Raw genomic sequence first — 23,076 nt, 5'->3', positions numbered from 1 at the left:
GGAGCGCTGACATGACTCAAGTAAACCTTACGACCGCCAACGAATTCATCGCGCGCCACATCGGCCCGCGCTCCGGCGATGAGCAAGCGATGCTCAACAGCCTCGGTTTCGATTCGCTGGAAGCCCTGAGCGCCAGCGTCATTCCGGAAAGCATCAAAGGCACCAGCGTCCTCGGCATGGACGACGGCCTGAGCGAAGCCGACGCCCTGGCGTTGATCAAAGACATCGCCGCCAAGAACCAACTGTTCAAGACTTACATCGGCCAAGGCTACTACGGCACTCACACGCCGTCGCCGATCCTGCGCAACCTGCTGGAAAACCCGGCCTGGTACACCGCGTACACCCCGTATCAACCAGAAATTTCCCAGGGTCGTCTCGAAGCGCTGCTGAACTTCCAGACCCTGATCAGCGACCTGACCGGCCTGCCGATCGCCAACGCCTCGCTGCTGGACGAAGCCACCGCCGCTGCCGAAGCCATGACCTTCTGCAAACGCCTGAGCAAGAACAAGGGCAGCCACGCATTCTTTGCATCGGTTCATTGCCACCCGCAAACCCTCGACGTACTGCGCACCCGTGCCGAGCCGTTGGGCATCGACGTCGTCGTCGGTGACGAGCTTGAACTGACTGACGTGACGCCGTTCTTCGGCGCCCTGCTGCAATACCCGGCAAGCAACGGTGACCTGTTCGACTACCGCGAACTGACCGAACGCTTCCATGCCGCCAACGCACTGGTGGCGGTTGCCGCTGACCTGCTGGCCCTGACCGTGTTGACCCCGCCGGGCGAATTCGGCGCTGACGTGGCCATCGGCAGCGCCCAACGCTTCGGCGTTCCGCTGGGCTTCGGTGGCCCGCACGCGGCGTACTTCTCTACCAAAGATGCGTTCAAGCGCGACATGCCGGGCCGTCTGGTCGGCGTCTCCGTGGACCGTTTCGGCAAGCCGGCCCTGCGCCTGGCCATGCAGACCCGCGAGCAACATATCCGCCGCGAGAAGGCCACCAGCAACATCTGCACCGCGCAGGTTCTGTTGGCCAACATCGCCAGCATGTACGCCGTGTATCACGGCCCGAAAGGCCTGACGCAGATCGCCAACCGCATTCATCACCTGACCGCGATCCTCGCCAAAGGCTTGAGCGCGCTGGGCCTGACCGTCGAGCAAACCAGCTTTTTCGACACCCTGACTCTGAAAACCGGTGCAAACACCGCCAAACTGCACGACAAAGCGCACGCACAGAAAATCAACCTGCGCGTCGTTGATGGCGAGCGTCTGGGCCTGTCCCTCGACGAGACCACTTCGCAAGCCGACGTTGAAACGCTGTGGGCTCTGCTCGCCGACGGCAAGGCACTGCCGGACTTCACCGCCCTCGCCGCTGCAGTGGTCAGCACCATCCCGGCCGCTCTGGTTCGCCAATCGCCGATCCTCAGCCATCCGGTGTTCAACCGTTATCACTCGGAAACCGAGCTGATGCGCTACCTGCGCAAGCTCGCCGACAAGGACCTGGCCCTGGATCGCACCATGATCCCGCTGGGTTCGTGCACCATGAAACTCAACGCCGCCAGCGAAATGATCCCGGTGACCTGGGCCGAATTCGGTGCCCTGCACCCGTTCGCCCCGGCCGAACAAAGCGCCGGTTATCAGCAACTGACCGATGAACTGGAAGCGATGCTCTGCGCCGCCACCGGTTACGACTCGATCTCGTTGCAACCGAACGCCGGTTCGCAAGGTGAATACGCTGGTCTGCTGGCGATCCGCGCCTATCACCAGAGCCGTGGCGAAGACCGTCGCGACATCTGCCTGATCCCGTCCTCCGCCCACGGCACCAACCCCGCTACCGCCAACATGGCAGGCATGCGTGTGGTCGTGACCGCATGCGATGCCCGTGGCAACGTCGACATCGAAGACCTGCGCGCCAAGGCCATCGAGCACCGCGAACACCTCGCTGCACTGATGATCACTTACCCATCGACCCACGGAGTGTTCGAAGAAGGCATCCGCGAAATCTGCGGCATCGTTCATGACAACGGCGGCCAGGTGTACATCGACGGCGCCAACATGAACGCGATGGTCGGCCTCTGCGCGCCGGGCAAGTTCGGCGGCGACGTGTCCCACCTGAACCTGCACAAAACCTTCTGCATCCCGCACGGCGGTGGCGGCCCGGGCGTCGGCCCGATTGGCGTCAAGTCGCACCTGACGCCATTCCTGCCGGGCCACGCCCAGATGGAACGCAAGGAAGGCGCCGTCTGCGCGGCACCGTTCGGCAGCGCGAGCATTTTGCCGATCACCTGGATGTACATTCGGATGATGGGTGGCGCGGGTCTCAAGCGCGCTTCGCAACTGGCGATCCTCAATGCCAACTACATTTCCCGTCGCCTCGAAGAGCACTATCCAGTCCTCTACACCGGCAGCAACGGCCTGGTGGCGCACGAATGCATCCTCGACCTGCGTCCATTGAAAGACAGCAGCGGCATCAGCGTCGATGACGTCGCCAAGCGCCTGATCGACTTCGGCTTCCACGCCCCGACCATGTCGTTCCCGGTGGCTGGCACCTTGATGATCGAGCCGACCGAAAGCGAATCCAAGGAAGAACTGGACCGCTTCTGCGACGCCATGATCCGCATCCGCGAAGAAATCCGCGCAGTGGAAAACGGCACCCTGGACAAGGATGACAACCCACTGAAAAACGCTCCGCACACCGCGGCGGAAATCGTTGGCGAGTGGACGCATCCGTACAGCCGCGAGCAAGCGGTGTATCCGGTCGCGTCGCTGATCGAAGGCAAGTACTGGCCACCGGTCGGTCGCGTCGACAACGTCTTCGGCGATCGCAACCTGGTTTGCGCCTGCCCGTCGATCGAAAGCTACGCTTAAACCAATGAGGGGCGGGTTCGCTCGCCCCCATTTAGCAAAATGCCACAAACCCCTGTAGGAGCTGGCTTGCTAGCGATGGCATCACCTCGGTCGAAATGATGCACCGCGTTGATGCCATCGCTAGCAAGCCAGCTCCTACAGGACCGCATTCAGTCACAAGATTCTCGCCAATTCCTATAACAAGAAACCGGAGAACAACCATGTCGTTAAGCGTGTTCGACCTGTTCAAGATTGGCATCGGCCCCTCCAGCTCCCACACCGTCGGCCCGATGCGCGCCGCTGCGCGCTTCGCCGAAGGTTTGCGCCGTGAAGGGCTGCTGGCCGCCACCACCTGCGTCAAAGTCGAGCTCTACGGCTCACTCGGCGCCACCGGCAAAGGACACGGCAGCGACAAGGCTGTGTTGCTCGGCCTGGAAGGCGAACACCCGGACACTGTGAATACCGAAACCGTCGCTGCCCGCCTGCAAGACATCCGCGGCAACGGTCGCTTGAACCTGCTCGGCGAACACAGCATTGCGTTCAACGAAAAAGAACACCTGGCAATGATCCGCAAACCGTTGGCCTATCACCCCAACGGCATGATCTTTCGCGCATTCGACGCCGCAGGTCTGCAGATCCGCAGCCGCGAGTACTACTCGGTCGGCGGCGGTTTCGTGGTCGATGAAGACGCCGCCGGCGCCGATCGCATCGTCGAGGACGCCACGCCACTGACCTTCCCGTTCAAAAGCGCCAAGGACCTGCTCGGTCATTGCACCACTTATGGCTTGTCGATCAGCCAGGTGATGCTGACCAACGAAAGTGCCTGGCGCCCGGAAGCGGAAACCCGCGCCGGTCTGCTGAAAATCTGGCAAGTGATGCAGGATTGCGTCGACGCCGGTTGCAGGAACGAAGGCATCCTGCCGGGCGGCTTGAAGGTCAAACGCCGGGCGGCAGCGCTGCATCGGCAACTGTGCAAGAACCCGGAATCGTCGTTGCGCGATCCGCTGTCGGTGCTGGACTGGGTCAACCTGTACGCCTTGGCGGTCAACGAGGAAAACGCTAACGGCGGACGCGTGGTTACCGCGCCCACCAATGGTGCAGCGGGCATCGTCCCGGCGGTTTTGCATTACTACATGCGCTTCATCCCCGGCGCCAACGAAGACGGTGTCGTACGTTTTCTGCTGACGGCCGCCGCCATCGGCATTCTCTACAAAGAGAACGCCTCGATCTCCGGCGCCGAAGTCGGCTGTCAGGGTGAGGTCGGCGTGGCCTGCTCGATGGCGGCAGGTGCCCTCTGCGAAGTACTGGGCGGCACTGTGCAGCAAGTGGAGAACGCCGCCGAAATCGGCATGGAACACAACCTCGGTCTGACCTGCGACCCGATCGGCGGGCTGGTGCAGGTGCCCTGCATCGAACGCAACGCCATGGGTTCGGTGAAAGCCATCAATGCGGTGCGCATGGCCCTGCGCGGCGACGGTCAACACTTCGTCTCCCTCGACAAGGTCATCCGCACCATGCGCCAGACTGGCGCCGACATGAAAAGTAAATACAAGGAAACCGCCCGTGGCGGTTTGGCGGTCAACATTATCGAGTGCTGATGCACGCTCATTGCATCTGCACACTTTTTCAGGAGCTGGATATGTCCACCGAACAACTGTTGAAAACCCCGTTGCACGCACTGCACATCGAACTCGGCGCCCGCATGGTGCCGTTTGCCGGCTACGACATGCCGGTGCAATACCCGCTGGGCGTAATGAAAGAGCACCAACACACCCGTGATCAGGCCGGGCTGTTCGACGTTTCGCACATGGGCCAGATCCGCCTGACCGGCGCCAATGCCGCCAAGGCCCTGGAAACCCTGGTACCGGTGGACATCATCGACCTGCCGGTGGGCATGCAACGCTACGCCATGTTCACCAACGAGACCGGCGGCATCCTCGACGACCTGATGGTCGCCAACCTCGGCAACGACGAATTGTTCCTGGTGGTCAACGCGGCCTGCAAGGATCAGGACCTGGCCCATCTGCGTCAGCACATCGGTGATCAGTGCACCATCGAGCCGCTGTTTGAAGAGCGCGCGCTGCTGGCGTTGCAAGGTCCGGCGGCAGTCACCGTGCTCGCACGCCTGGCGCCTGAAGTGGCGAAGATGACTTTCATGCAGTTCGCCCGGGTGAAACTGCTGGGTGTGGACTGCTTTGTCAGCCGCTCCGGCTACACCGGTGAAGACGGTTTCGAAATCTCCGTGCCGGCCGCCAACGCCGAAGCCCTGGCTCGTGCCCTGCTGGCCGAACCGGAAGTCGCGGCCATTGGCCTTGGCGCTCGCGACTCGCTGCGCCTGGAAGCCGGTTTGTGCCTCTACGGTCACGACATGAACACCGAGACCACCCCGATCGAAGCGAGCCTGCTGTGGGCCATCTCCAAGCCACGTCGCGCTGATGGCGCACGGGCTGGCGGCTTCCCTGGCGCAGAGACTGTGTTCGCTCAACAGCAAGCCGGTGTCAGCCGCAAGCGCGTAGGCCTGTTGCCGCAGGAGCGCACCCCCGTGCGCGAGGGTGCAGAAATCGTCAATGAAGCGGGCGACATCATCGGCACCGTGTGCAGCGGCGGGTTCGGCCCGACCCTGGGCGGCCCTTTGGCCATGGGTTACCTCGACAGCGCCTACATCGCCATCGATACACCAGTGTTCGCGATCGTTCGTGGGAAAAAGGTGCCTATGCTTGTAAGCAAAATGCCATTTGTTCCACAACGCTACTATCGTGGCTGATTGACTGTTTCTATAAGTAACGCGGTTGCGTTAACAGTGCACTAATGTGTAACGCAACCGCCATAAAACAGTGCATGTCTTTGACTGTAAGCTTCGTTTATGAACTTTGCTTATAACGATCGAAAACAATTGAACACCTCTATCGCATAAGCCAGCACTAGTTGGCATGAGAATGCCACCAACGCGAGCAAAACCGGGCCTCTCACAGGGCTTGTTTTTTCTCCCGTAGTTGGCGTAGAGTTTGTTCACTGTGTTTGCATGGGTCGCTTGGAATCGTGACCTGGGCAGTAGCCTACAAGTTAGCTACATCCCGTTCGACGTCTTCTTACTCTCCTGCAACCAGCCCCAGTACTCTTTCATGAGAAAGAGACTGTCATTAATTTTTGCGTCAAAGGAAATAAGAAATGTCCCAACGTCAGAGCGGTACCGTCAAGTGGTTTAACGACGAGAAAGGTTTTGGTTTTATCACTCCAGAAAGCGGTCCGGATCTGTTCGTGCATTTCCGCGCTATTCAGGGCAACGGCTTCAAGAGCCTGAAAGAAGGCCAGAAAGTGACCTTTATCGCCGTGCAAGGCCAGAAAGGCATGCAGGCTGACGAAGTACAAGCAGAAGCCTAACCTTCTGTTACGAAAAAGCCCCTGATGCTGACATCAGGGGCTTTTTTGTGCGCGTAAATCCGTAAAATGGCTTCTTTTTTCGTCGAGAGCCCTGCCATGTCGAAACACCTGCTCAAACCTCAGGGCGACTTTCCCGCCGCGACCCTCGGTCGTCGCCTGGCAGCGATGTTCTATGACTTCCTGTTGTGCACCGCCCTGCTGATCGTCACCAGCGGCGTTTACAAGATGATCCAGATGGCGATCATCGGCGAAGACAAAATGCGCACCCTGACCGAAGCCGGTGCGCTGGACGGTGATCCGTTGCTGTCGACGGTGTTGTTGTTCGTGCTGTTCGGCTTCTTTGCCAAGTTCTGGACCTGGTCCGGTCAGACCCTGGGCATGCAAGTGTGGTGCATCCGTGTGCAGAACGCCGACGGCTCGTCCATCAGCCTGTGGCAGGCGCTGCTGCGCTTTGTGGTGTCGATCGCTTCGTTGCTGTGTGTGGGCCTTGGTTTCATCTGGTCGCTGTTCGATAAACAGAAGCGCAGCTGGCATGACATGTATTCCAATACCCAGCTTGTTCGCATTCCAAAGAAAACCAAGTAATCCCGGAACGCGAAAATCAATGTGGGAGCGGGCTTGCTCGCGAAAGGGGTGTGTCAGACTGCATCTATGCTGCCTGACACACCGCTTTCGCGAGCAAGCCCGCTCCCACAGTTTTTGCGACTTGCCTGATAAATCTCAGGCGTTCCCGGCCAGCTTCATCCGTGCCGCCTGGGTGAAGTCGAGCATCCGCTTCAACGGCCGAATGGCCTGCGGGATCAGTGCCGGATCAACAAAGATCTCGTTCGTCCCTTCTTTCAAGCTCTTCAGCACGCGCTCAAGCGTATTCATCGCCATCCACGGGCAATGTGCGCAACTGCGGCACGCCGCGCCGTTACCCGCCGTTGGCGCCTCGATGAACACCTTGTCCGGGCACAACTGCTGCATCTTGTAGAAGATGCCGCGGTCGGTGGCGACGATCAGCGTCTTGTTCGGCAGGCTCTGCGCTGCCGCGATCAATTGACTGGTGGAACCGACGGCGTCCGCCAGTTCGATCACCGAAGTCGGCGATTCCGGATGCACCAGAATCGCCGCATCCGGATAAAGCGCCTTCATGTCTTCGAGCTGCTTGGACTTGAACTCTTCGTGAACGATGCAGGCACCGTCCCACAGCAGCATGTCCGCGCCGGTCTTGCGCTGGATGTAGGTGCCCAAATGCTTGTCCGGGCCCCAGATGATCGTCTCGCCGTTATCCATCAGGCTTTCGACGATTTCCAGCGCACAACTTGAAGTCACGACCCAGTCCGCCCGGGCTTTGACTGCCGCCGAAGTATTGGCATACACCACGACGGTTCGTTCCGGGTGCTGATCGCAGAACGCCGAAAACTCGTCTACCGGGCAACCCAGGTCCAGCGAGCAGGTCGCTTCCAGGGTCGGCATCAGCACGCGTTTTTCAGGGTTGAGGATTTTGGCGGTTTCGCCCATGAATTTCACGCCGGCGACCACCACGGTCTTGGCCGGGTGAGCATTGCCGAAGCGGGCCATCTCCAGCGAGTCGGAGACACAGCCACCGGTTTCTTCAGCCAGGGCTTGAATGACCGGATCACAATAAAAGTGGGCAACCAGCACCGCGTCCTGAGCCTTGAGCTCGGCGGCGATGGCTGCACGGTAATAGGCCTCCTCCTCGACTGTCAGCGGTTTGGGCTGCTTGGCGTCGAGGTGGGCTTGAACCAGAAGGCGTTCGGAAATCTGCGTCATGTTCGCAAGACCTGCAGGCGCATTCGCGCGAAAGTCGAGTATACACCCGGCTCCGGACCCTTCAGGGTACCGCCGGGAAAGTGGGTATTCATCAGGCACGTTGAAGCTGCGCAAGGCTACAGAATATCCCGTGGATGCAAAAGATGATTCTGACCTGTGTCACGCAGTGCAGCCCCGAACGGGGTCGACCTTAAATCGCGGGCAAAAAAAAATCCGGAAATCCTCACTTGCGTGGGCCTTCCAGACTTTTAAAACTGCTACAAAAATGGTGGGTCGTGTGGGATTCGAACCTACGACCAATTGGTTAAAAGCCAACTGCTCTACCAACTGAGCTAACGACCCGCTGTGTGGTGGCGCGTATAATACTGATTTTTAACGGTTATTCAACACCTTATTTGAAATAAATCAGAAATAAGGTGTTGGGTCGCTGATTCCGGCCGCTGCGAAGCCTTCAGCACGCAGTCTGCAGCTGTCGCATTTGCCGCATGCGCGGCCATGATCGTCGGCTTGATAGCAGGAAACGGTCAGCCCGTAATTGACGCCCAGCTTCACGCCCGCCTGGACGATCTGCGCCTTGCTGAGGTTTTGCAGCGGCGCCTGGATACGGAAACCATTGCCTTCTACACCGGCCTTGGTCGCCAGATTGGCCATGCGCTCGAAGGACTCGATGAACTCGGGACGGCAATCCGGGTAACCGGAGTAATCGACGGCGTTCACGCCGATGAAGATGTCACGTGCGCCCAGCACTTCAGCCCAACCCAGCGCCAAGGACAGGAACACCGTGTTGCGCGCCGGCACGTAAGTCACCGGAATGCCCTCGCCAGTTTCCTCCGGCACGTCGATGCTGGTGTCGGTCAGTGCCGAGCCACCGATGCCGTTAAGGTTCAGACCGATCACCTTGTGTTCGACCACACCCAGATCCCGGGCAACACGCTCAGCGGCATGCAATTCGGCATGTGACCGCTGACCGTAGTCGAAACTCATGGTGTAGCAGCTGTAGCCTTCAGCACGGGCCATGGCCACGACGGTCGCCGAGTCGAGACCACCGGACAGCAAGATGACCGCACGTTTTTCAGCAGTGTTCAGTTGTTCTGTCATATCAGCGCCCCGGCTCGTCATTCCAAAGATATTTATGCAGCTGCAGTTGCAGACGCACTGGCAGGTTGTCCGCCACCACCCAATCCGCCAGGTCCCGAGCATTCAGGTCATGGTGGCTTGGCGAGAACAGCACTTCGCCGGCACGCTGGTCCAGACCGTACTGAATCAGCTTCGACACAGCCCAGTCGTAGTCTTCCCGCGAACAGATGACAAATTTCACCTGATCGTTGGGCGTGAGCAGCTCGATGTTCTCGTAGCGGTTGCGATGCGCTTCCTTCGAACCCGGGGTTTTCAGGTCGACAACGCGACTGACCCGGGAATCTACCGCCGAGATATCAAGTGCACCACTGGTTTCCAGTGACACTTCGTAACCGGCGTCGCACAACTGCTTGAGCAATGGGATGGCATTAGGTTGCGCCAGCGGCTCGCCGCCGGTGACACACACATAACGCGGGCGGAAACCGGCCACTTGCTCGAGGATATCGTCGAGCGTACGGACAGTGCCGCCAGAGAACGCATAGGCGCTGTCGCAGTATTGGCAACGCAACGGGCAACCGGTCAGGCGCACAAAAACAGTGGGCAGCCCGGCAGTCCGCGTTTCACCCTGCAACGAGTAGAAAACTTCGGTGATTCTCAATGTGTCTTGCATAGTCGCCACGGGCGTAACAGCTAAACAGGCTGTCCGCCTCCGTCAGGCACTTCAAGGAACCCCGCCAATGCGCAGATCCCAAAAAGCGTGTTTCATAAAAAGGGCGTGAATTCTAACGAAAAAACCCGCGACAAGCGCGGGTTTCTTTGAAACGGGTCTGGCAGGCTTACATGCGCTGCAGATCGCGCTGGGCCAACTGAGCGGCGGAAGTGCCCGGATATTGGGACACAACCTGCTGCAGAATGCCTTTGACCTTGTCGGGATGACCGAGGCGGCGTTCTACATCAGCCAGCTTGTACAGCGAGTCAGGCACTTTGTTGTGCTTGGGGTACAACTGCGACACCTTGGCAAATGCTTGACCTGCACCTTGCAGATCGCCTTTGGCCAGGTTCACTTCGCCCAACCAGTACTGGGCGTTACCCGCGTACTGGCTGTTCGGGTATTTGCGCAGGAAAGCGGCAAAAGCCTGGCTGGCCTTGTCGAAATCCTTGGCCTTGATCAGGTCGAAGGCTGCATCGTAATACAGTTTTTCCTTCGCCGGATCCGCCGGCTCGCTACCCGCGGCAGGAGCTTGAGTGGCTGCCGCCCCAGCACCTGCGCCCGCTGCTGCACCGGGGGCGTTCAAATTGCCACCGGAGGAAGAATTCTCAGGAGTTGCGGCTGGTGCAACGCCGGTTCCTATGCGCCGATCAAGATCCTGATATCGCTCCAGGTTTTCCTGCTTCATGCGCGCTACATCATTTTGCAGAACTTCGATGACGCCTTGTTGGCGCGAGATCTGCTCCTGCATCGATTGCAGTTGGTTGAACAGCTCGCCCTGTGCCGAGACAGGAGCCGAAACCCCTCCCCCGGCATAGGCGCCGTTCGTACCGTAACCCGCAGGCGGATAACTACTCCCGCTATTGTTATAGCCGGAGTTGTCCTCGACCACAGGAACCGCAGCCCACACCGCAAGCGGTGCAAGGCTGAGAGCCAAAACAGTTACAGCACGACGGCACGTTCGCATGACGAATTACTTACGCAGTTCGACGCGACGGTTTTGAGCCCAGGACTGCTCGTCGTTGCCGGTAGCAACTGGACGCTCTTCGCCGTAGGAAACCAGTTCCAGCTGAGCTGGGGAAACACCTTGCAGTACCAGGTAGCGTTGAACGGCTTTCGCACGACGCTCGCCCAGTGCCATGTTGTACTCACGAGTACCACGTTCGTCGGTGTTGCCTTCCAGAACAACGCGAGCGCCGTTTGCTTTCAGGTCTTTGGCGTGAACGTCCAGAGCGCGCATGGCTTCTGGCTTCAGGTCCGAGCTGTCGTATTCGAAGTAGAAGGTGGTGATTGCGCGCAGAGCAGCTTCTTCGCTCAGGGAGCCATCAACGGCACCAGTGTTAGCGCCGTAACCAGCGTTTGGATCAACAGCGCCTTCACCGGCGTTGTCGCCGCCTTTGGACGAGCAACCTACAGCTACAGCCATGGCCAGAGCCAGCGCAGCAAATTTACCAAACTTCAGCATTTCCATCGTGAAACTCCTAATGAACCCCAGTGTGTTAAGTAAAACGTGTAGCGCCGCGTCAGTTCAGGTAAGGGGACCAGGAAGGTTCTCTGACTTCGCCTTGTGCGGTAGGAAGCGGGAGCCTTACGCGCCCATTAATGGACACGAGCATCAAGACTCCCCGGCCCTGCTGGCGGGTGGCGTAGATTACCATGGTGCCGTTGGGCGCAACAGTAGGCGACTCGTCCAGAGTGCTATCAGTGAGGATTTTTACGCTGCCGCGCTGCAAATCCTGGGCCGCCACCTTGAAATTAGTGAAACCATCCTGGCGATGGATCATCACCAGGGTCTTTTCATCAGCCGAAAGCTTCGGGTTGGCGTTGTAGTTACCGATAAAGGTCACACGCTCGGCACCGCCGCCGCTAACGCTGGATTTGTAGATCTGTGGTTTGCCGCCACGGTCTGAAGTGAAGTAGAGGGTCGAACCATCCTTACCCCAGAACGGTTCGGTGTTGATGCCGGGACCGTTGGTGACGCGAGTGATCTGACGCGAACCCAGGTTCATCACATAAATGTCCGGGTTACCGTCTTTCGACAGCACGAACGCCAGGCGATTGCCATCCGGCGACCAGGCTGGTGCACCGTTCAGGCCTTCGAAGTTGGTGATCTGCTCACGGCGACCGGTGTCGATGTTCTGCATGAAAATACGCGGACGCTTCTGCTCGAACGACACATAAGCGATGCGCTTGCCATCCGGTGCGAAACGCGGCGACAGGATCGGCTCGCGCGATTGCAGCAGGGTCACGGCGCGGGCACCGTCATAATCCGAACGTTGCAGTGTGTAGCGCGTGTTCTTCTCGGAGAAACGCTCTGCAGTCACGTACAGCAGACGAGTCGAAAACGCACCTTTGATGCCGGTGAGTTTTTCGAACGACTGGTCCGCAATGTAGTGCGACATGTCGCGTAGTTGATCAACGCTGCCCGACACGCTGCCGGTCAGCACTTGCTGTTCGGTAGCGACGTTGAACAAAGCGTATTGAACCTGCAGGCGACCGCCCGCCGGAGCAATGCTGCCGACCATGACGTACTGAGCGCCCAGCGCCTTGAAATCACGGTAGATGATTTCGCTGGCCTGGCTCGGCTGGCTGATCATATTCTGCTTTGGAATCGGCGAGTAGTAACCCGAGTTGCGCAGGTCGTTACCGATAATTTCAGCCATGTCGTCCGGCAGCACGCTACCGCCCTGGTTACCGAACGGTACAACGGCGATCGGGGTAGCCCGATCGCTGCCGCTGGTGACCAGAATGTTTTTCTCATCTGCCATCGCCATCCCTGCCATGCAGCAGATAGCGACCAGCATTCCTCGGAGAAGGTTTCTCACTGGGCTAAGTCCTCAGGTGTGAATGTCATCTTGAATGAACGATATGGAGCGAAATCACTCGACTTCATTCCCTGCATTTCTGTCAAACGTCCAATATTCTTGACCGCCGCTACAGCCGAAGCGTCAAAAGGACCATCGCCGCTGGACTTGGATACGCTGACCGAAGTCACCGTACCGTCCGGCAACATGCCGATTTGCAACACGACCGTCATGCCTTTGCGCGCCGAAGGAGGACGAGTCCAGCCTTCTGCTGCACGCACACGAATCAGGTCATCGAAACTGCCGGCGACTTCGTCACCCTGCTCATCCGCCAAGGCCTGCTGACGCTCTGGCGTGTCGGAAAGCAAATCTGCCAGGGCCTGAGCCTTTTTCTCTTCGGCGGATTTACGTGCCGCTTCTTGCGATTTCTTTTTCGCAGCATCGGCAGCAGCTTTCTTCTTCGCGTCTTCGGCGACTTTCTTCTTCGCCTCTTCAGCTTCAGATTTCTTCTTGGCGTCTTCCGCGGCTTTCTTCTTCGCGTCTTCGACGATCTTCTTCTTGGCTTCTTCCGCGGCCGCTTTCTTGGCCTCTTCTTCAGCCGCTTTCTTGGCTTCTTCTTCAGACTTCTTCTTGGCTATATCAGCCAATTGTTTCTCTTCAGCTTTTTTGGCTTCGGCGGTCTTCTTCGCTTCATCGGCTTTTTTGGCTTCATCAGCCTTTTTAGCCTCTTCCGCTTTCTTGGTCTCGTCGGCCTTCTTGGATTCTTCGGCTTTTTGAGCCGCGTCTTCCTTCTTTTGTTCCGCGGCTTTGATCGCTTCCTGCTCGATCAACTTCTGCTCCATCTGCTCGACTTCGGTCTGGCGCGCGGCGGATTTCTTCGCCTCACCCGCAATCTTCTGATTGGTCTGGGTGGTCGCCTGACTTTTCGACTTCAGTTGGTACAGGGTTGCCTGGACAATCGGCTTGGCCGGCGGGAGCTCCGGTGTGAAGGCGAAACTGACGAACAGCATGCCGAAAACCAGCACGTGCAAGACAATCGCCCAGACACTAGGCCAGAAGTAGCTTTCCGAGGCTGTTGGCTCTCGCTGTTGCTGCATCAGGGCGCCTCGGTAATCAAGCCAACGTTACCGACTCCGGCTTTCTGCAACCCGCCCATCGCGCCCATGACGGAACCGTAATCAACGGTCTTGTCGCCGCGGATGAACACTTGGGTACGCTTGCCGCCTTCAGTACCGGCGCGAATGATCTTGGTCACGGCGTCAGTCATTTGCGGCAAGGTCATTGCCTTGTCCTGCTGCTTTTGCGTGTCGACTTCGCTGCCAAGGTTCCAGTAGTAGGTCTTGTCAGCCTTGATCGAAATGGTCAGGACCTGGGTGTTGTTGTCCTGCGGCAAGGCTTCGCTGGAAACCTTGGGCAGATCAACTTTCACGCCCTGATTGAGCATCGGCGCGGTCACCATGAAGATGACCAGCAGTACCAGCATCACGTCGATGTAAGGGACCACGTTCATCTCGGCGACCGGCTTGCGCTTTTTGCGAGCTCGAGCGATTAAAGCCATTGGAAATTACCTGCTTATTCTTCGCTGGTGTGCACTTTGCGGTGCAGGATCGCCTGGAATTCATCGGCGAAGGTGTAGTAACGGCTGATCAGCGTTTCGCTGCGAGCGGCAAAACGGTTGTAGGCGATAACGGCCGGGATGGCTGCGAACAGACCGATCGCGGTGGCAATCAGTGCCTCGGCAATACCTGGAGCCACAGTGGCCAGGGTCGCTTGCTGGGCAGTCGCCAGACCACGGAAGGAGTTCATGATGCCCCAGACCGTACCGAACAGACCGATGTACGGGCTGACGGAGCCGACAGTGGCGAGGAACGGCAGGCTTTGCTCGAGCTTTTCTTCTTCGCGGGAAATGGCTACGCGCATGGCACGGGCAACACCTTCCATGACCGCTTCCGGGTCAACGCCTGGCTGCTGGCGCAGACGGGAGAATTCCTTGAAACCGGCACGGAAGATCTGCTCTACGCCCGAATCCGGATCAGGATTGCTGCCGGCCTGACGGTAGAGTTTGGACAGGTCGATGCCCGACCAGAAGCGCTCTTCAAAGCTCTCCAGGGCACGTCGACCGGCGCGCAGCAAGTTGCTGCGCTGAAAGATCATGATCCATGAGGTCACCGATGCGGCTACCAGGATCAGCATTACCAGTTGCACCACGATACTGGCATTGCTGACCAGGCTCCACATGGAGGAATGGTCGACGACGTTAGCTTCCACGCTTTATCTCCTGCTTTGAGTGTGTACCCGCGCCGCTCACGTCGGCAAAGGCCGCACGTAGAGCTTCGGGAATGGCCCGGGGTTTTAAACTTTCAGTGCGCACACAGGCCACCAAAAACTGCCCTTCGCAGAGCAGCGCATTATCCGTGGCTCGCCTGACCTGCTGTTTGAAGCGCAGGCTGACACGGTTCAATTCGATTACTTCAGCGCTTACCAGGAGTTCGTCGTCCAGTCGCGCCGGCGCGTGATAACGCGCTTCGCTGGAATGCACGACAAACAACAGGTCCTCCCCTGCCAGCTGGGATTGGGCAAAGCCCAGCTCCCGGAGCCGCTCGGTTCGAGCCCGTTCCATAAACTTGAGGTAATTAACGTAATACACGATGCCGCCCGCATCGGTGTCCTCGTAATAAACGCGACAACGAAGTGCGAAAGGCTCAAGCCCGTTTTGCGCGCGCATACTCTAGTGCTTACTCCTCAGGTTGCCAATCCGGCCAGGCAACTGTTTTTCATTGATTCACGGCTTTCAGGCAAAACCACGGTCCTAGGACAGCACAATGCCCGAAAAATCTGCCCGCAAATGTTAATTAATCGTCCACGGCATCGAGGAACTCGTCTACCACGGGCATCTCGCCCAATCGTGACGGAATATTTAAACCGAAATGCAGATAGGCATGCCGAGTGACCACCCGCCCCCGCGGTGTGCGCATGATGTAGCCCTGCTGGATCAGGTACGGCTCCAGCACGTCTTCAATGGTGTGGCGCTCTTCGCTGATCGCGGCAGCCAGACTGTCGACGCCGACCGGTCCACCGTCGAACTTCTCGATCATGGTCAACAGCAAACGTCGATCCTGGTGGTCGAAGCCACGCTCATCGACATCCAGAAGATTCAAGGCAAGGTCGGCAATCGGTTTAGTGATGTGGCCCTTGGCGCGAACTTCAGCGAAATCGCGCACCCGACGTAACAAACGGTTGGCAATCCGCGGCGTACCACGGGCACGGCGCGCGATTTCGAAGGCGCCTTCCGGATCCAGCGGCAAACCGAGGATGTTCGCCGAGCGGCTGACAATCGTCGCCAGATCAGCCGTGCTGTAGAACTCGAGGCGCTGGACGATGCCGAAACGGTCACGCAACGGATTGGTCAGCATGCCGGCGCGAGTCGTCGCCCCCACCAGCGTGAACGGTGGCAAATCCAGTTTGATCGAACGCGCAGCCGGCCCTTCGCCAATCATGATGTCGAGCTGGAAATCTTCCATGGCCGGGTACAGCACTTCTTCGACAATCGGCGACAACCGATGGATTTCGTCAATGAACAGCACGTCGTGAGGTTCAAGGTTGGTCAGCAGCGCGGCCAGGTCACCGGGACGCTCGAGGACCGGGCCGGAGGTGCTTTTGATCGACACGCCCATCTCTTGGGCGATGATGTTGGCCAAGGTGGTTTTACCCAGGCCAGGCGGGCCGAAGATCAGCGTGTGGTCCAGGGATTCGTTACGTCCACGGGCAGCCTGGATGAACAGCTCCATTTGCTCGCGAACGGTCGGCTGACCAATGTATTCGGCCAGACTGACAGGACGAATCGCCCGGTCCTGGACTTCCTCGCGGTCGCGAGGGCCAGGCGTGGCGGCTATCAGACGATCAGCTTCAATCACTTAGATCATTCCCTTCAGGGCACGACGAATCATGTCTTCACTGCTCAAACCTTTCTCCTTGATCGCGGAAATAGCCTTGCTGGCCTCCTGCGGTTTGTAGCCCAGGGAGATCAGCGCGCTGACCGCGTCATTTTCGGCGGTCGCGACCGGATGCGGCGCATCTGGCCCACCGGGCTGGTTTGGCACCAACGCGAACATCGCCGGTACGGTTTCCCAGGCTTTGAAGCGATCCTTGAGTTCCACCAGCAGACGCTCGGCCGTCTTCTTGCCCACGCCCGGCACCTTGGTCAGCGCCGAGGTGTCCTGGGATTGCACGCAACGTACCAGTTCATCGACTTCCAGGCTCGACATCAAGGCCAGCGCCAGTTTCGGCCCCACACCATTGAGACGGATCAACTCACGAAAAAAGTCTCGCTCACGCTTGCTGGCGAAGCCATAGAGTAACTGCGCGTCTTCGCGTACGACCAAATGGGTGTGCAGCGTCAGCGGTTCACCGACCGACGGCAAGCGATACAGCGTAGTCATGGGCACTTCAAGCTCATACCCCAGACCGTTTACATCCAGAATCAGGTGCGGCGGCTGTTTCTCAGCCAGTGTGCCGCGCAAGCGTCCAATCACGTTTCAGATCCTTGAGCGTTGGCCAGACCGGTGCTGGCGACTGACAGAACAAAGGTTTTGCGCCGACAACACAGGCGCAAAACCCTCATTCCGTAAAAATGACTGCTGATGCTATCAGAGACGCAGGCGCCCGCCACGACTGCGTGCCGTACCCAAGCCATGAGGCAACAGGCTGGAACGGGTGTGAGCATGACAAATGGCAATGGCCAGGGCATCCGAGGCATCGATTTGCGGCTTGCTGATCAATTTCAGCATGTGCATGACCATCATCTGCACCTGCTCTTTATTGGCCGCACCGGTCCCGGTCACGGCTTGCTTGACCTGGGTTGCGGTGTATTCGGCGATTTCGAGGTTTTCTTCGGCGCCGGCAACGATTGCCGCACCGCGCGCCTGGCCGAGTTTCAACGCGGAGTCGGCGTTGCGTGCCATGAACACCTTTTCGATGCCCATGGTGACCGGGCCGTAGGTCTGGATGACCTCCCGCACGCCGCGATAGACGATTTGCAAACGCTCATGCAGTTCGCCGGAACCGGTGCGAATGCAGCCCGACGCCACGTACACGCAGCCACGCCCGGTATCGCGTACCACGCCGTAACCGGTAATGCGCGAACCGGGGTCGATACCAAGAATTAAAGTCATAACGCCTGCAGCTTAAAAGGGTGAGGCCTGCAGATCACACATTACGCGAAGGCAACCCGACCTGTAGGAGCCGGCTCGCTGGCGATGGCGGCCTTAAGGCAGTTCAAGACTTGAGGACCTCATCGCCAGCAAGCCGGCTCCTACAGATTTTGTGACCCCTTAACCGAGCTGTGCGACCACTGCTTCAGGGATATCCGCATTGGAATAGACGTTTTGCACATCATCCAGGTCTTCAAGCATGTCGATCAGCTTGAGGATTTTCTCGGCGCCTTCCAGGTCCAGTTCGGCACTGGTGGTCGGCAGCATCACGATTTCCGCATCATCACCTTTGAAACCGGCCGCTTCCAATGCGTTACGCACGGAGTAGAACCCGGCGAACGAGGTGAACACGTCGATGGAGCCATCTTCGTTGGTGACCACATCATCAGCGTCCGCTTCCATGGCCGCTTCGATCAAGGCGTCCTCATCAACGCCCGGCGCGAAGGAAATCTGCCCCTTGCGCTCGAACAGATAGGCCACCGAACCGTCGGTACCCAGGTTGCCGCCGCACTTGCTGAACGCATGGCGAACAGCTGCTGCGGTGCGATTGCGGTTGTCGGTCATGCACTCGACCATCACCGCCACGCCACCCGGGCCGTAGCCTTCGTAGCTCAGTTCGACCATGTCGTCGGTGTCGGCAGCACCGGCACCGCGGGCCACCGCGCGATCGATGATGTCGCGACTCATGTTCGCACCCAGCGCCTTGTCCAGCGCCAGACGCAGACGCGGATTGGAGCCCGGATCACCGCCGCCCTGACGGGCCGCAACGGTCAGCTCACGAATCCACTTGGTGAAAATCTTGCCCTTCTTGGCATCCTGACGTTCTTTGCGGTGCTTGATGTTCGCCCACTTGGAATGACCCGCCATAACTCGCTCCGAATTTTCTTTGAAACGTTGCCCGCTGTGCACGATGCACCAGCCAGCAATACAAAAATCTCGACCTAAAGAAAAGGCGCATCCGGGAAGGATGCGCCTTTGCGGTCAGCCTTACTCAGCTTTTGGCGTTTCGCGCAGACGAATGTGCAGTTCGCGCAATGCCTTGGCATCTACAGCACCCGGTGCCTGAGTCATGACGTCAGCCGCGCTCTGGGTTTTCGGGAATGCGATCACTTCACGGATCGACTGGGCGCCCGTCATCAGCATCACCAGACGGTCCAGACCGAAGGCCAGGCCACCGTGTGGCGGCGCACCGTACTTCAGCGCATCGAGCAGGAAGCCGAACTTCTCTTCCTGTTCCGCTTCATCGATACCCAACAGGCGGAACACGGTCTGCTGCATTTCCTTGCGGTGGATACGGATCGAACCGCCACCCAGCTCGGTACCGTTCAGAACCATGTCGTAGGCACGCGACAACGCGGTCGCCGGGTTGGCTTCCAGCTCTTGCGGGGTGCATTTCGGCGCGGTGAACGGGTGGTGCAAGGCAGTGAAGCTGCCGTCGTCGTTTTCTTCGAACATCGGGAAGTCGACGACCCACATTGGCGCCCACTTGCAGGTCAGCAGATCCAGGTCGTTGCCGACCTTGATCCGCAACGCGCCCAGGGCTTCGCTGACGATCTTGGCCTTGTCGGCGCCGAAGAACACGATGTCGCCATCGACCGCACCCACGCGATCGAGGATCACGTTGAGGTTGGCTTCAGGGATGTTCTTGACGATTGGCGACTGCAGGCCTTCAACGCCTTTGGCGCGCTCGTTGACCTTGATGTACGCCAGGCCCTTGGCACCGTAGATGCCGACGAACTTGGTGTAATCGTCGATCTGCTTGCGCGGCATGCTCGCTGCGCCCGGAACGCGCAAGGCGGCAACACGGCATTTCGGATCGTTGGCAGGACCGCTGAAGACCTTGAAGTCGACTTCTTTGAGCTGGTCGGCAACGTCCACCAGTTCCAGCGGGTTACGCAGGTCCGGCTTGTCGGAACCGTAACGACGCATGGCTTCTTCGAAGGTCATGTGCGGGAAGTCGCCGAATTCCAGATCCAGCACTTCCTTGAACAGGTTGCGGATCATGCCTTCGGTGAGGCCCATGATGTCTTTTTCATCGAGGAAGCTGGTTTCGATGTCGATCTGGGTGAATTCAGGCTGACGGTCGGCACGCAGGTCTTCGTCGCGGAAGCATTTGGCGATCTGGTAGTAACGGTCGAAGCCGGCCACCATCAGCAATTGCTTGAACAGCTGCGGCGATTGCGGCAGGGCGAAGAACGAACCGGCGTGAGTACGGCTCGGCACCAGGTAGTCGCGTGCGCCTTCAGGCGTGGCACGGGTCAGGATCGGCGTCTCGACGTCGAGGAAGCCGTTCTCGTCCAGATAGCGGCGGATGCTGGTGGTCATGCGCGAACGCAGACGCAGCTTCTCGGCCATTTCCGGGCGACGCAGATCAAGGAAGCGATAACGCAGGCGGGTTTCTTCGCCGACGTCGGAGAACTCGTTCAGTGGGAACGGCGGGGTTTCCGACTCGTTCAGCACTTCCAGCTCGTAGCCCAGGACTTCGATCATGCCCGAAGCCATGTTGGCGTTCGTGGCACCGGCCGGACGCAGGCGGACCTTGCCGGTGATCTTCACGACGTACTCGCTGCGCACGCGATCGGCGGCGGCGAAGCTATCGGCGCGGTCCGGGTCGAACACCACCTGGGCCAGACCGTCACGATCACGGATATCGAGGAAAATCACCCCACCGTGGTCACGGCGACGGTGAACCCATCCGCAAAGGGTAATTTCCTGGCCTTCCAGGCTTTCGTTCAGTTGGCCGCAATAATGGCTGCGCATCATGGTAGTGGTTTCACTTCTCGTAATTCGAAATTCGGTTGGAGGCCTTGCATTCGGGATGACGCAAGAGCTCGCACGTGTCGTTCAACTCAGGTTCCAGACCCTAGTCGGCTTTGTCGCCGCCGGCCAGATTCTTCTTGGAACCGGTCTTGAAATCGGTTTCGTACCAGCCGGTGCCACTGAGGCGGAAGCCCGGCATGGACAGCATCTTCTTGAGCTCTGGCGCCTGGCAGGCAGGGCAGTCGACCAGCGGTGCTGCGCTGATCTTTTGAATGGCTTCCAACTGATGACCACAGGAAGCACATTGATAGTCGTACATCGGCATGGGGGTTGTCTCGGCGATCAGATTGCTACCGCGCACGCTGGGTTTTGCGGCAAAGAGCGGGATTATATCCATTAAATGCAGCCTGTGCAGCCGTAAGACTGCACAGACCGACACTCGAGGCCATTCCACTGCCACGGCTACGCCATGACGACGCAACTCCCCTCCTTAAGGCTGTGCACAACGCAAACCACCCGTACCAGCCCACTGAAGTTCTTCACCCCGCCGTGCCGCAAATGCACTTCGCGATCCACCTGGGACAGCAGGGCACTGACCGAGCAGCAATTGATCCTGGCCATTTCTGCCAAAATATTCCAATACACCTGCTCGAGTCGCAAGCAGGTGGCAAAGCCATTCAAACGTACCGAGCGTGATAATGGCCGAGCCAGGCCCATGTCGAATTCACTGACAAACGGATCGATCCTTACTTCCTTGAACGGACCCAGCCTCCCCTCGTTTAACCTGCTTTCATAAACCATCCGTTGACACTCCTTTGCCATCCCTGGTTTCTATAAGAGCCATGTTGCGGGTCTTATAAAAGCGCAGGCGCAAAGTTATATCCAGATGACTTTATGACCATCAACGTAGGATAAGCCAACAACTGAAGGCGGATCATGGAGACCGTCCTAGTCAGGACAACGTCCTACACGATCGGGGGCAAGATCCTTCAACGAACAGGCTCCGAAGGACAGGGCGCGAACGACACCGGGCAGCGTCATCCGCGCACCGGCAGCGTTACTGGTCCAGCAATGAACGCAACATCCACGCGGTTTTCTCGTGAACCTGCATGCGCTGGGTCAGCAAGTCCGCCGTTGGCTCGTCGCTGACTTTGTCGAGCAAGGGAAAGATCCCGCGCGCAGTCCGCGTGACGGCTTCCTGCCCTTCGACAAGTTGCTTGATCATGTCTTCTGCGCTTGGCACGCCCGACTCCTCCTTAATAGAAGAAAGGCGCGCATAAATCGAGTAGGCGCCCGGAGCAGGAAAACCGAGCGCACGAATTCGTTCGGCAATCGAATCGACCGCCAGGGCCAACTCGTTGTATTGCTCCTCGAACATCAGGTGCAGGGTCCGGAACATGGGACCGGTGACATTCCAATGGAAGTTATGGGTTTTCAAATAAAGTACATAAGTGTCCGACAGCAGACGCGAAAGTCCGTCGACGATGGACTTGCGGTCCTCTTCACTGATACCGATATCGATTGCCATGTTTTTCCCCTAAAGGTGATGAATTTCATCCGACAGGTGCAGGACCACTCTAGCAAGCCTGTCGCGCAACCGCAGCCCGGATAGCCCCCGAGACCTGCGACAAATCGCCCCCGATGCACCGCTGGACTCCCTGATTTGAGTAGCTGCAAGCTTTGCTGTTAAATAGACGGTGTGTCGCTGGCGCCTATTTTTTCGGGGCGCTGCGCATAGGCTGATACCGGGTGCGTGCCCAACGCCTCTTATAGTTCTGAAGCGAACCGCACCCCCATCAGCTCTTCCTTGCGATCCGTCTTAACGTGAGTTAATCAAAATGTTGAAAATCGTCCACCTGCTAATGGGCGCAGCAGCCCTGCTGCTGTCCTTCATCCCTAGCCTGCGATCCGAAGCTGTTCCTTACCTGCAACAACCCGATGCGCTGTACCTGGCCTTTTTCGGCCTGCTCAATCTCACCCTCGCACCTGTCATTCCGTACTGGAACAAAGGTCCGCGTCATCAACTGCAAAACCTGGTCAGCGCCCTGCTGGTTCTGACTGTTGTCCTGCAAACGCTGACGCTGCTGGCGCCGATGCCTGTCATCGCCGGTCAACCTGCCGTTCTGTTCAGCCTGGTGGCTGCCCTGATCGCCGTTCTTCTGCACCTGGCCATCAGTTTCTACAAATCCTCACCGGCCACCGCCTCGCCAAACTATGACATGAGCAACCGCGATACCGGCACCGTCAAGTGGTTCAACACCTCCAAAGGCTTCGGCTTCATTTCCCGTGATTCCGGCGATGATATTTTCGTGCATTTTCGGGCCATCCGTGGCGAAGGCCATCGCGTTCTGGTCGAAGGCCAGCGCGTGGAGTTCTCCGTCATGAATCGTGACAAGGGCCTGCAAGCCGAAGACGTGATCGCCGCGTTGCCGCGACGCTGATTCAAGGCTAAAAAAAACCGCGAGCAGCCTGGCTGTTCGCGGTTTTTTATTGCCTTTTGTTTAACAAAAAAC

General features: G+C 58.5%; 24 protein-coding genes and 1 tRNA gene. 6 read left to right on the top strand and 19 right to left on the bottom strand.

Going from position 1 to position 23,076, the window contains the following annotated elements; all coding sequences use genetic code 11:
• Positions 1 to 11: 11 nt before the first annotated feature.
• The 5 genes from gcvP (at position 12) to PMI01S_RS07830 (ending at position 6,809) form a co-directional block, all read left to right on the top strand.
• The gene (gcvP, locus tag PMI01S_RS07850; protein WP_084318987.1) at positions 12 to 2,864 is read left to right on the top strand and encodes an aminomethyl-transferring glycine dehydrogenase; all 2,853 of its coding nucleotides are present in this window, start codon (positions 12 to 14) and stop codon (positions 2,862 to 2,864) included.
• Positions 2,865 to 3,064: 200 nt separating this feature from the next.
• Positions 3,065 to 4,441 (top strand): L-serine ammonia-lyase, encoded by a 1,377-nt coding sequence (locus tag PMI01S_RS07845; protein WP_084318985.1) that lies wholly within the window; start codon positions 3,065 to 3,067, stop codon positions 4,439 to 4,441.
• 41 nt (positions 4,442 to 4,482) lie between these two features.
• Positions 4,483 to 5,607 (top strand): glycine cleavage system aminomethyltransferase GcvT, encoded by a 1,125-nt coding sequence (gcvT, locus tag PMI01S_RS07840; RefSeq protein ID WP_084318983.1) that lies wholly within the window; start codon positions 4,483 to 4,485, stop codon positions 5,605 to 5,607.
• Positions 5,608 to 6,011: 404 nt separating this feature from the next.
• A complete protein-coding gene (locus PMI01S_RS07835) occupies positions 6,012 to 6,224 on the top strand; it encodes a cold-shock protein (RefSeq protein WP_007977299.1) in 213 nt (70 codons plus the stop codon).
• Positions 6,225 to 6,320: 96 nt separating this feature from the next.
• Complete coding sequence (locus tag PMI01S_RS07830) at positions 6,321 to 6,809, top strand: RDD family protein (RefSeq protein WP_084318981.1); 489 nt, start codon at positions 6,321 to 6,323, stop codon at positions 6,807 to 6,809.
• Positions 6,810 to 6,944: 135 nt separating this feature from the next.
• Here PMI01S_RS07830 and nadA read toward each other — a convergent pair whose 3' ends face one another.
• The 19 genes from nadA to PMI01S_RS07735 form a co-directional block, all read right to left on the bottom strand.
• Positions 6,945 to 8,003 (bottom strand): quinolinate synthase NadA, encoded by a 1,059-nt coding sequence (nadA, locus tag PMI01S_RS07825; protein ID WP_084318979.1) that lies wholly within the window; start codon positions 8,001 to 8,003, stop codon positions 6,945 to 6,947.
• Between the two features lie 266 nt (positions 8,004 to 8,269).
• Positions 8,270 to 8,345: transfer RNA gene (locus PMI01S_RS07820), tRNA-Lys, on the bottom strand.
• 63 nt (positions 8,346 to 8,408) lie between these two features.
• Complete coding sequence (queC, locus tag PMI01S_RS07815; protein ID WP_084318977.1) at positions 8,409 to 9,101, bottom strand: 7-cyano-7-deazaguanine synthase QueC; 693 nt, start codon at positions 9,099 to 9,101, stop codon at positions 8,409 to 8,411.
• Position 9,102: 1 nt separating this feature from the next.
• Positions 9,103 to 9,750 carry a 7-carboxy-7-deazaguanine synthase QueE gene (gene queE, locus PMI01S_RS07810; protein WP_084318975.1) on the bottom strand — a complete coding sequence of 216 codons (648 nt, stop codon included), beginning with the start codon at positions 9,748 to 9,750 and terminating at the stop codon, positions 9,103 to 9,105.
• A gap of 166 nt (positions 9,751 to 9,916) precedes the next feature.
• Positions 9,917 to 10,756 (bottom strand): tol-pal system protein YbgF, encoded by an 840-nt coding sequence (gene ybgF / locus PMI01S_RS07805; RefSeq protein ID WP_084318973.1) that lies wholly within the window; start codon positions 10,754 to 10,756, stop codon positions 9,917 to 9,919.
• 6 nt (positions 10,757 to 10,762) lie between these two features.
• Positions 10,763 to 11,260, bottom strand: coding sequence for a peptidoglycan-associated lipoprotein Pal (gene pal / locus PMI01S_RS07800; RefSeq protein WP_003178634.1), 498 nt, complete (start codon positions 11,258 to 11,260; stop codon positions 10,763 to 10,765).
• A 52-nt stretch (positions 11,261 to 11,312) separates the two neighbouring features.
• Complete coding sequence (gene tolB / locus PMI01S_RS07795) at positions 11,313 to 12,593, bottom strand: Tol-Pal system beta propeller repeat protein TolB (RefSeq protein WP_371850910.1); 1,281 nt, start codon at positions 12,591 to 12,593, stop codon at positions 11,313 to 11,315.
• Positions 12,594 to 12,610: 17 nt separating this feature from the next.
• The gene (gene tolA, locus PMI01S_RS07790) at positions 12,611 to 13,690 is read right to left on the bottom strand and encodes a cell envelope integrity protein TolA (protein ID WP_084318969.1); all 1,080 of its coding nucleotides are present in this window, start codon (positions 13,688 to 13,690) and stop codon (positions 12,611 to 12,613) included.
• Positions 13,690 to 14,142, bottom strand: coding sequence for a protein TolR (gene tolR, locus PMI01S_RS07785; protein WP_162491085.1), 453 nt, complete (start codon positions 14,140 to 14,142; stop codon positions 13,690 to 13,692). Before tolR ends, tolA begins: the two co-directional genes overlap by 1 nt.
• A 23-nt stretch (positions 14,143 to 14,165) precedes the next feature.
• Positions 14,166 to 14,861, bottom strand: a complete 696-nt coding sequence (gene tolQ / locus PMI01S_RS07780) for a protein TolQ (protein ID WP_017340467.1) — start codon at positions 14,859 to 14,861, stop codon at positions 14,166 to 14,168.
• Positions 14,851 to 15,318: a tol-pal system-associated acyl-CoA thioesterase gene (ybgC, locus tag PMI01S_RS07775; RefSeq protein WP_084318967.1), complete on the bottom strand. Its 468-nt coding sequence runs from the start codon at positions 15,316 to 15,318 to the stop codon at positions 14,851 to 14,853. Before ybgC ends, tolQ begins: the two co-directional genes overlap by 11 nt.
• A gap of 127 nt (positions 15,319 to 15,445) precedes the next feature.
• Entirely contained in the window at positions 15,446 to 16,507 is a 1,062-nt protein-coding gene (gene ruvB, locus PMI01S_RS07770) for a Holliday junction branch migration DNA helicase RuvB (RefSeq protein ID WP_008027785.1), read from the bottom strand.
• Positions 16,508 to 17,125 carry a Holliday junction branch migration protein RuvA gene (ruvA, locus tag PMI01S_RS07765; protein ID WP_017340470.1) on the bottom strand — a complete coding sequence of 206 codons (618 nt, stop codon included), beginning with the start codon at positions 17,123 to 17,125 and terminating at the stop codon, positions 16,508 to 16,510.
• A gap of 114 nt (positions 17,126 to 17,239) precedes the next feature.
• Positions 17,240 to 17,764, bottom strand: coding sequence for a crossover junction endodeoxyribonuclease RuvC (gene ruvC, locus PMI01S_RS07760; RefSeq protein ID WP_017340471.1), 525 nt, complete (start codon positions 17,762 to 17,764; stop codon positions 17,240 to 17,242).
• 159 nt (positions 17,765 to 17,923) lie between these two features.
• Positions 17,924 to 18,670, bottom strand: coding sequence for a YebC/PmpR family DNA-binding transcriptional regulator (locus PMI01S_RS07755; RefSeq protein ID WP_084318965.1), 747 nt, complete (start codon positions 18,668 to 18,670; stop codon positions 17,924 to 17,926).
• A 120-nt stretch (positions 18,671 to 18,790) separates the two neighbouring features.
• Positions 18,791 to 20,566, bottom strand: coding sequence for an aspartate--tRNA ligase (aspS, locus tag PMI01S_RS07750; RefSeq protein ID WP_084318963.1), 1,776 nt, complete (start codon positions 20,564 to 20,566; stop codon positions 18,791 to 18,793).
• Between the two features lie 100 nt (positions 20,567 to 20,666).
• Positions 20,667 to 20,888 (bottom strand): FmdB family zinc ribbon protein, encoded by a 222-nt coding sequence (locus PMI01S_RS07745; protein WP_010457489.1) that lies wholly within the window; start codon positions 20,886 to 20,888, stop codon positions 20,667 to 20,669.
• Between the two features lie 137 nt (positions 20,889 to 21,025).
• Positions 21,026 to 21,364 carry a ribbon-helix-helix domain-containing protein gene (locus PMI01S_RS07740; RefSeq protein WP_084318961.1) on the bottom strand — a complete coding sequence of 113 codons (339 nt, stop codon included), beginning with the start codon at positions 21,362 to 21,364 and terminating at the stop codon, positions 21,026 to 21,028.
• Between the two features lie 256 nt (positions 21,365 to 21,620).
• Positions 21,621 to 22,091, bottom strand: coding sequence for a Dps family protein (locus tag PMI01S_RS07735; RefSeq protein WP_084318959.1), 471 nt, complete (start codon positions 22,089 to 22,091; stop codon positions 21,621 to 21,623).
• Between the two features lie 310 nt (positions 22,092 to 22,401).
• On the opposite strand from PMI01S_RS07735, the gene PMI01S_RS32225 reads away from it, so the two are divergent.
• Positions 22,402 to 23,004, top strand: a complete 603-nt coding sequence (locus PMI01S_RS32225) for a cold-shock protein (protein WP_084318957.1) — start codon at positions 22,402 to 22,404, stop codon at positions 23,002 to 23,004.
• Positions 23,005 to 23,076 lie beyond the last annotated feature (72 nt).

The organism is Pseudomonas migulae NBRC 103157, assembly GCF_002091715.1.
In the GTDB taxonomy this organism is placed as follows: Bacteria; Pseudomonadota; Gammaproteobacteria; order Pseudomonadales; family Pseudomonadaceae; genus Aquipseudomonas; species Aquipseudomonas migulae_A.
Note: the sequence above shows the minus strand (reverse complement) of the source record. Positions and strands in the feature narration are given on the sequence as shown.